Here is a 7,519-nt window from a genome sequence, read left to right as displayed (position 1 = left end):
CCGCGTGGACCGAGGCCCACCACCTGAAACCGTGGTCAGAGGGCGGGAAGACCGACCTCGAGGACGGGATCTGCTTCTGCAACCACCACCATCACCGGATCCACGACCATGCGTACTCGCACGAGCTGTTGGCGAATGGGGATGTCAGGTTTCACCGACGGAGATAGGCCGTGGCTCGTTGGAGCTCGATGAGGGTGACGTCGCGGCAGGCGCCGTTTTTGGCGTGCCCCGGAACTGCGCGGATCTGCCGATGAGCGTGCGGTTGGCAGGGCCTACTTCGCAGCGGAGTCCTCGGCTGCGAGGGCTCCTGGGATGACCTCAGCGCCCCACCAGTCAGGTTGGGTCTCGCGCCAGTCCAGTGGATGTTCGATCGACCAGCCATCCCTAAGGGAAGCTTCAAACTTGGCTGATGCGACCTCGAAGGGAGAGTCAGCAGGAACGTCCGGGAGCATCCCGCATGCAAGCGCTCGCGGAACCTCGGCAACGGTTGTTCGCCATCCGCGCGGGGTCCGGTATAGCAGTACGTATGCGACCTGGGGACGCGTCATATACGGATCATGGCACGGGCCCGCCCGACCATGCCGCTGGGCGTGCAGTCGGGATCCGGCGAGACCATTCAGTGAGGCGACGCGGTCATTGTGTGGTTCTGCAGGCACTAGGTGAACGCCGGACCACACAATCATTGGGACCACCGTTCAGAGACGCCCGACTCTGCCGCAACCTGCGCGCACCGCAACGCCAACGAGGCAAGCAGGCAGACTGTTCTCGTGGACCTTGAACCGACGCGCTCTGCGTACGAACGCCTCATGTTGCGGGTCGCAACGGAGACGATAGGTAGCGACGCCGACGTGATCAGCGGGGCACCAGCTAAGGACTTTCTGGCACGGATCGAGTTCACCAGTCGTGACCAGTCTGATCGTGCTGCAGTCATGAACATGCACACCGAGTGGCTTGAAGCGGTGTTCGTCCTGAACCCCAATCTCGGCGTGTTCATGCTGGATGACTTCACGGACGCGGACTACGCGGCTGCCCAAGTTCGCGTCATGGCCGAGGTCGTCCATGCCTACTTGCGTGGCGAGGGATCGATGGAAACGCGACGGTCGTTCCTCTTCAGACGGAGGCCGCAACTTCGCCTTGACGTGAACGACCGCGAATGGCTCGCACGCTAAACGCTGACCTTGCCAAGCGTCCGGATCTGCCGCGTTGAGGGCGGCTACGCTCGCCCGACTCTGCCGCTGTGTGAGCGGTTTTCGCACGAACGACGAACCTACAGAGCGGCACGCGTCTTGACGTCACATCGCTGAATGACGGCTAGAGAATCGAGTTCCAATCATCGCGCGATGCGTACAGCATCAAGATCACAGCGGCGACGAGAACGCCTTGCACGATCCGCGATCCCCACGGTGCGTGCCGATCGGCCAGTTCGGCTAGCGGTGTCATCCACACACCCGCGGACAAAAGCACACAGGCGAGGAACGCCAGTCCGAAGAAGACCTCGCCCTCAGCGATCCGCTGAACTGCTAGATAAGCCATGCTCACGAAGAACAGCCCGAGGAGCCATGCATCACGTTTCACCCGCGACAACGTATCGGCACGCGGGCCACGTGAATCGACCCACGCCCAATGTGCAGGCACGTGCCGCTGTCGGAGCGGAACGCCCAACCATGCCGTTGAGCGGACCTGCCGATGGCCGCGCGCCTACGGAGTGGCCAAGGTGATGTTCAGGTCCTCGGGCGCCGGCAACTCGTCGGGGTCTGACTCGCTCTGCCCAACCCACTCGATGCCACCCAGAATTTCGCCGGTTCCAGGGATCTCCACCGTGTAGAGGAAGAGCCCGTCATGGGTGTCCGAGTCTTTGATGCCCGCGTTCACGACCATGCTCATGCCCCTGTTGCTTCCCTTGAAGAAGTCAATCGACGGGCATCCGCACGCGCAACCGCCAAAGACCTGCGCATCGGCTGCCTGCGCCCGAAGCCGCTCAACGCCCTTGATGTCCACAGACAGCAGGGCGGTCAAGACGGCCCGCTCGCGGGCGGTCAACGGCCTGGGGTACATACACTCATCATCCCGCGAGCAGGGTCGGGACGCATTGCCTTTGACCGTCAGCTCATGCCGCCGATCGTGCGAGCCTGCCGACGAGGCGATTCAGAACCTGTGTTCGGGCGGGCGAGGAACGGTCATGGGGCCCTTGCGGTCACGGACGTAGGTCGCGTAGTCAGTGAAGTGGCGTCGCCGTTCTAGGTAGTGCGGGTAGTGCTCGAAGTGCCAGCGGCAGTCCTCGATAAACGCAGCGTGGTCGTTAAGGTCCAGCCGCGCACACACGCCCTCGAAGACCAGCAGGCCAGACATCATTTCGGCGCACTCATCTTGACTGGCGGCGTTCGCACCCCACAGCACCCCGGCGGGGAGTTCGTGAACTGCGCCCCACAACCAGTTGAGGTCACGCTCGTACTGCGCCTCATCGGATTCCCTCGGCGACATGCGGTGAGGGTAGTCGTCCGCTCATGCCGCGGGCCACGCGATCGTGCCGATGTGCGCTCGTCCGAGTTAGCCCTCAATCAGGCTGTTTAGGCGCTGGCGGGCATCGGCCGCAAAGGGGACCACGTCGAAAATCAGGTACCGGACAAACGGGTATGGGTCATCACCGCTCGGCGTCACCTCGACTTGCGCCACGAGGGCGCCGTCGTCGCCACCCTGTTGCTCATCGATCTCGATGATCACTCCGGCAGCCCGATCTCCACCCAGCAGCGCGCGACGCGATCCTCCCCCGAGCGACGGACGCTCCAGACCTTCCAGGGACTGCGCCCAGTCCCTGAGCTGCTGCAGAGTGAACATCGTCGTCAACGTCCCCGAGACAAGTGGGGCCGCTTCGACGGTGATCTCACAGTCGAACCACGACTCATCGCCGGGCGGGGTGTACGGCTGTCGCCGGACCGTCACTTTCAGACCCGCGTCGTCGGTGTCGATCGCCAGCACGACGTAGGAGTCATTGGGCACATTTGGAGGTTATCCCTGCCGCCCGCTGTCGCCGCCATGCGCTCGGTCGTGCCGAGGTGCGGGCGCATGCCGTCGAGCCGGTTGCACAGACTGCGATGAGGAGCCGGAAGCAGGTGACTCGTCTTCAATAGGCGCGTTCTCGGCAGCACCAAATTGCGTTGCCGCCAACTCTGGTGAACGCGATCCGATGCCTAGTCGAATGTCAGGTTAGGACGCTGCTCGACTGCGGATCGAACGTGGTCAATCCGTGGCGCAATGCCATATCGCAGAGAACCGGTGTGAGCTCGTCTGCTCGCGACCAGGAGATGGCAACGATCACGCATTCGTCTGTCTTGTAGATCGCGGAAGCCCACGGCGAGGAGTTCATGTTCTCCTCGCAAATCTCGGGGTAAGCGGCAGTCACCTCGGTGTAGAAGCTTGCGACGTCGAGGGCGGCGTTGCGCGCCGTCTCCGTTACGGTCAGTTCGCCCTCGACCAATCGGCCGTAGGTAGCCGCGGCGCTACTCGTTGAAGGCGTCGGCTTCTCCCACCAGAACGCGAGATCAAAGCTCACACTTCACCTCGCCGGGTCCACCGAGTGACTGTCACACGTCGAGATACAAGTCGCTCGGCGACTCAAATCAGAACGAAGCGGAGCGCCAGACCATGCCGCTGTCGGTGCGGGAACCCGCACCGGCGGGCACATGGGCGCACGACGGCAGTAAATCGTGCGAGCATCAGATGTGACCGATCCACGGGATATCTCCACCATGTTCACCTTCTCGCAGAGCAATCCTTCCGGAGCTGGACAGGGAGACGTGGCAGCGCTGCTTCGCCGAGTTGCCGACACGATTGATGGACTCGGCGACATCGAGATTTACGACGTCACGTTCCGATCCGAGGTCACCGACGGCGAAGACGACCTCACAATGTCCGTCTACTACGACCGCCCCGAGTAGGGACGAGACATCCTCCGACGCCCGACCATGCCGCCGTCGAAGCGGAGTCTCGATCCGGCTACCGGTTGGCCTGAAAGCTGCCGACAGGCGAGTGCGACTCGCTCCGCCGGTCAGTACGGCCCTGTTGTTACGGAGATGTAGGCCTCCGCGAACACCGCACACGCAAGAAGGACTGCAGCCGAGACTGTCCCGAGCAAGATGCCTCGGCCGACAGGACGGCGGATGAGAAAGAGTCCGGCGGTCAGGAAACAGGCGGTCACGGTCCCGACGACTTCCAGCCACTTTTGGAACTCAGATCCGGAGTAGTAGGAGTCGCCGTCGTGGACGGCCAGCCTTGCGACCAAGCCGGTCAGTAGGAGAACCGTTAGGCAGGTGGCCAGCGACTCCCGACTGAAACGTCGGGAGCCATCAGAACTCTGCATGAACCGATCATGCCCAGCGGAGCCGCCTCTGTCTGACAGATTGATGGACCGGTTACCTTGTCGACGTAGACAGCGCCTGCGTGCCGCTCCTGATAGATCCGAGACGCACGGACATGCTGCGAACAGGACGGTCGTGACGATCAGCGAGCAGCCGGCCGTAAGGTCGTGCAGATGAAGTTCCGGCAGCGGCGTCAGCGCACGGCTGATCTGCACGTGCAGTTCATCTGGGGCGGCGAACCCGTCGAGGGTTGCGATCCGATTGCATTGCTTGTTGCATCAGACGAGCCAGAGGCTGCAGTTGCACGTGCCGGAGCGTTGGGTGTCTGGCACGCCTCGGTACTCGATGACATCAGGATCAAGGCCAGCGAGGCGGAACACGCCGCAGCCGACCCGCAGGGGTTTGTGTGGCGTCGTGCTGACGAAATGCAGTGGCGAGGTTCGGGATCCTGGCCAGGTCTTCAGAGATGACGGCTGAACCACCGTTTCAGTCCTACAGCAAGGATCCGCTCCGGCGGCGCGCTTGAGGCCGAGATCTCGTTAACCCGCTCCGATCGACCATGCCGCCGTCCGGGCGGAGGCTGACAGAGGCAGCCCAAGGATCGAGACCCTCATCAGCCGTACTCATCTGCGTCGATGTCTGCGCCCATGGCCACCAGAAGCTCGAGCTGTTCGCGCTCCATCGACCATCCCAACAGCTGATGCTGGCCGGCCATCTTCTCCCACTCGTGCCCGTCGTCATCGGTGACCGGCTCACCGAGCGACTCCTCCTCGCCGTCCTCATCATTGAAGTACCGCACGACCTGAAGGCACGCGCTGACGTCGCCGCGTTCGACAAGCGCACGGACGCGATCCGCGACCGGCGCGATGCGATCGAGCACCTCGGATATCTGTTCATCCAGCCGAAGTCCGAGCGTTTCGCAGGAGATCTTCCAGGAGTGGCTTGCGGGGCGGAGCGGATCGCTGCTGTCGCTTCCCTGAACCCTGACCGCATCAGGCTCCATGCCGAGGTGAGCGGAGATCTCAGCCCCAGTCGTCTCGTTGCTCCCCAGCGCAAAGTAGACGTACTGGCTCATCCGCATGGGCCAAGTGTCGCAAGTTGCTGCGCAACCCCCTCGACCGGCGAGGCGTCTCGATACGTCGCTCGTTCCTCGCGACTGCTCGACGAGCTTGCGGGTCAGCGGGTCAGCGGGTCAGCGGCCGGAGAAGCAGACCAGGCAGGACGACGGGTCGTGCTGGATGTTGCTGTCGTGCAGGCGGTCGCTGCGGGAGAGGAAGTCGTCGAGGGCACGCTCGGAGGCGGCGATCTCGAGGATGACCTCCTCGAGCTCGGGCGACAGGCGCGGGCCGGTCTGGACCTCCGAGCCCTGCTCCAGGACGGTTTCGGACGCGAGTGCGCTCATGGTTGCTCCCCCAGCTTCTGCCCGAGTCCTCAGTGTTCAGGACCCTTTGACTTCTCCCTCAGGCCCTGTTCTTCGAATATCCACGCTGCATCGCACCGGCGCAATGGGGGATGGCAAGGTCAGGCCGAAAGCGGGACAAGGTCCCATCACAATTGACTACTGGAGGGCGGCCGTGAGGCGCATGACATTGTCGACGAACCGCACGGTGCGCGGCCGGCGGTCCCAGTCGGCCAGCGTGAGCTCCTTCGACAGCGCGCGATAGCCGTCCTCGACCTCGCGCATCCGCGCCACCACGGCCGGGTCCGGGAGCATCAACGACACCTCGTAGTTGAGGCCGAACGAACGCATGTCCATGTTGCTCGACCCGATCACGGCCACCGTGTCGTCGATGGTGAAGTGCTTCGCGTGCAGGATCAGCGGGGCCGGGTAGCGGTGGATCCGGACGCCGGCTTCCAGCAGCGCGCGATAGTACGACGCCTGCGCGTGCCCGACCATGAACTGGTCGGCGACCTCGCTCACGAACAGCTCCACGTCGACGCCGCGTTCGGCGGCCGTCGTGACGGCGTACAAGAGCGACTCGTCGGGGACGAAGTACGGCGACGTCAGGGAGATCCGCTCCGTGGCGGCGTAGATCAGCGTGGTGAACATGCGCAGGTTGTTCTCCGCCGCGATGCCCGGGCCGCTGGGCACCACCTGGCAGGGCACGTCGAGCACCTCGTCGGGCCGCGTGTCGGGGGTGCCGTGAACTGCGACGAGCTCGACGACGTCACCCGTCTCGACGTACCAGTCGGTGGCGAAGACGCCGTTGAGGCCACCCACCACCGGGCCCTCCAGGCGCACCATCAGCTCGACCCACTCGCGACCCAGCCGGTGGTTCTTCGCGCTGTGGTAGCCCGGCTCGGTCAGGTTCAGCGAACCCGTGAAGCCGACGCTGCCGTCGACCACCAGGATCTTGCGGTGGTTGCGCAGGTCCGGGCGCCGGAAGCGGCCCTTCAGCGGCTTGATCGGCAGCATCGGGTGCCAGTCGATGTCGGTCTTGCGCAGGCGCCGCAGCATCCGGTGATAGCCCGAGATTCGCCGCGAACCGAGGTGGTCGAACAGCAGGCGTACGTCGACCCCGCGGGCCGTCGCGCGGATCATCGACTGGAAGAGCGGGTCGGTCACCTCGTCCCACGCGGTGATGTAGAACTCCACGTGCACGTGGCTGCGGGCCCGGTCCACCTCGGCGGCCATCTCGAGGATCAGGGCCTGGTAGTCGTCCCACAGCTGGACCTCGTTGCCGCCGGTCAGCGGAAGCGCGCCGAGGTGGTGGTTGAGCGAGGCGACGCGGGCGATCGGCGCCGGCAACCGGTTGGTGTCGAACGTCATGGGGAGCCGGTCGGTGCGCTCCCGGATCGCGCGGATCGCCTCCCGCTGGCGGCCGATCCGGCGCGAGCCGAGCCGGGTGCGGCCGAACATCAGGAAGACCAGGAACCCGATGATCGGCTCCACCATGATGAGCAGCAGCCACGCCATCCCGGTCGACGGCTTGCGGTTGCCCGGGATGACGCCGAGGGCGATGAGCCGGAGACCCACCTCCAGGATCAGGAAGATCAGGCCGACGGTCGACGTCGGGTCGGGCCAGGTCATTGCTGCAGACTAGGAGACCTGCAACCTCTCTCAGCGGAAGGCGCAGCCGGACTTCACGCCGAACCGTCGCAGGATCACTGCGGCGGGGCAGAACCCGGTGATGCTCGACTGGAGCAGGTTGGACCCGACGAAG

Annotated in this window: 12 protein-coding genes; 3 read left to right on the top strand and 9 right to left on the bottom strand. The window is 64.3% G+C overall.

Features of this window, described 5'->3' with window-relative positions:
- Nucleotides 1-767: 767 nt before the first annotated feature.
- Nucleotides 768-1,169, top strand: coding sequence for a hypothetical protein (locus tag ACOADB_RS12285; RefSeq protein WP_378598722.1), 402 nt, complete (start codon nt 768-770; stop codon nt 1,167-1,169).
- A gap of 142 nt (nt 1,170-1,311) precedes the next feature.
- Here the strand turns inward: ACOADB_RS12285 and ACOADB_RS12280 are convergent, their stop codons facing one another.
- From ACOADB_RS12280 to ACOADB_RS12260, 5 genes are all read right to left on the bottom strand, one after another.
- Nucleotides 1,312-1,575, bottom strand: a complete 264-nt coding sequence (locus tag ACOADB_RS12280; protein ID WP_378598719.1) for a hypothetical protein — start codon at nt 1,573-1,575, stop codon at nt 1,312-1,314.
- Between the two features lie 123 nt (nt 1,576-1,698).
- The gene (locus tag ACOADB_RS12275; RefSeq protein WP_378598716.1) at nt 1,699-2,040 is read right to left on the bottom strand and encodes a hypothetical protein; all 342 of its coding nucleotides are present in this window, start codon (nt 2,038-2,040) and stop codon (nt 1,699-1,701) included.
- A 105-nt stretch (nt 2,041-2,145) separates the two neighbouring features.
- Nucleotides 2,146-2,481: a hypothetical protein gene (locus ACOADB_RS12270; protein ID WP_378598713.1), complete on the bottom strand. Its 336-nt coding sequence runs from the start codon at nt 2,479-2,481 to the stop codon at nt 2,146-2,148.
- Nucleotides 2,482-2,547: 66 nt separating this feature from the next.
- Nucleotides 2,548-2,997 (bottom strand): DUF5959 family protein, encoded by a 450-nt coding sequence (locus ACOADB_RS12265; RefSeq protein ID WP_378598710.1) that lies wholly within the window; start codon nt 2,995-2,997, stop codon nt 2,548-2,550.
- A gap of 202 nt (nt 2,998-3,199) precedes the next feature.
- Nucleotides 3,200-3,550 (bottom strand): hypothetical protein, encoded by a 351-nt coding sequence (locus ACOADB_RS12260; RefSeq protein WP_378598707.1) that lies wholly within the window; start codon nt 3,548-3,550, stop codon nt 3,200-3,202.
- A 196-nt stretch (nt 3,551-3,746) separates the two neighbouring features.
- Here ACOADB_RS12260 and ACOADB_RS12255 point away from each other — a divergent pair, with 196 nt between their 5' ends.
- On the top strand, nt 3,747-3,935 hold the full coding sequence (locus tag ACOADB_RS12255; RefSeq protein ID WP_378598704.1) for a hypothetical protein: 189 nt from the start codon (nt 3,747-3,749) through the stop codon (nt 3,933-3,935).
- A 110-nt stretch (nt 3,936-4,045) separates the two neighbouring features.
- On the opposite strand, the gene ACOADB_RS12250 is transcribed toward ACOADB_RS12255, so the two are convergent.
- On the bottom strand, nt 4,046-4,357 hold the full coding sequence (locus ACOADB_RS12250) for a hypothetical protein (RefSeq protein WP_378598701.1): 312 nt from the start codon (nt 4,355-4,357) through the stop codon (nt 4,046-4,048).
- Nucleotides 4,358-4,528: 171 nt separating this feature from the next.
- Here ACOADB_RS12250 and ACOADB_RS12245 point away from each other — a divergent pair, with 171 nt between their 5' ends.
- The gene (locus ACOADB_RS12245) at nt 4,529-4,825 is read left to right on the top strand and encodes a hypothetical protein (protein ID WP_378598698.1); all 297 of its coding nucleotides are present in this window, start codon (nt 4,529-4,531) and stop codon (nt 4,823-4,825) included.
- A gap of 143 nt (nt 4,826-4,968) precedes the next feature.
- On the opposite strand, the gene ACOADB_RS12240 is transcribed toward ACOADB_RS12245, so the two are convergent.
- The 3 genes from ACOADB_RS12240 to cls form a co-directional block, all read right to left on the bottom strand.
- Nucleotides 4,969-5,436, bottom strand: coding sequence for a DUF4279 domain-containing protein (locus ACOADB_RS12240; protein ID WP_378598695.1), 468 nt, complete (start codon nt 5,434-5,436; stop codon nt 4,969-4,971).
- Between the two features lie 111 nt (nt 5,437-5,547).
- Nucleotides 5,548-5,757, bottom strand: coding sequence for a hypothetical protein (locus ACOADB_RS12235; protein WP_378598692.1), 210 nt, complete (start codon nt 5,755-5,757; stop codon nt 5,548-5,550).
- A gap of 156 nt (nt 5,758-5,913) precedes the next feature.
- Nucleotides 5,914-7,386 (bottom strand): cardiolipin synthase, encoded by a 1,473-nt coding sequence (gene cls, locus ACOADB_RS12230; RefSeq protein ID WP_378598690.1) that lies wholly within the window; start codon nt 7,384-7,386, stop codon nt 5,914-5,916.
- Between the last annotated feature and the right edge of the window lie 133 nt (nt 7,387-7,519).

This window comes from Nocardioides sp. CPCC 206348, from assembly GCF_048654705.1.
Classification (GTDB): Bacteria; Actinomycetota; Actinomycetes; order Propionibacteriales; family Nocardioidaceae; genus Nocardioides.
Note: the sequence above shows the minus strand (reverse complement) of the source record. Positions and strands in the feature narration are given on the sequence as shown.

Coding starts and splice junctions, on each gene's coding strand:
- ACOADB_RS12270 (WP_378598713.1), bottom strand. CDS start 2,481: ATGTCGCCGAGGGAATCCGATGAGGCGCAGTACGAGCGTGACCTCAAC.
- ACOADB_RS12255 (WP_378598704.1), top strand. CDS start 3,747: ATGTTCACCTTCTCGCAGAGCAATCCTTCCGGAGCTGGACAGGGAGAC.
- ACOADB_RS12250 (WP_378598701.1), bottom strand. CDS start 4,357: ATGCAGAGTTCTGATGGCTCCCGACGTTTCAGTCGGGAGTCGCTGGCC.
- ACOADB_RS12245 (WP_378598698.1), top strand. CDS start 4,529: ATGAAGTTCCGGCAGCGGCGTCAGCGCACGGCTGATCTGCACGTGCAG.
- ACOADB_RS12240 (WP_378598695.1), bottom strand. CDS start 5,436: ATGCGGATGAGCCAGTACGTCTACTTTGCGCTGGGGAGCAACGAGACG.
- ACOADB_RS12235 (WP_378598692.1), bottom strand. CDS start 5,757: ATGAGCGCACTCGCGTCCGAAACCGTCCTGGAGCAGGGCTCGGAGGTC.
- cls (WP_378598690.1), bottom strand. CDS start 7,386: ATGACCTGGCCCGACCCGACGTCGACCGTCGGCCTGATCTTCCTGATC.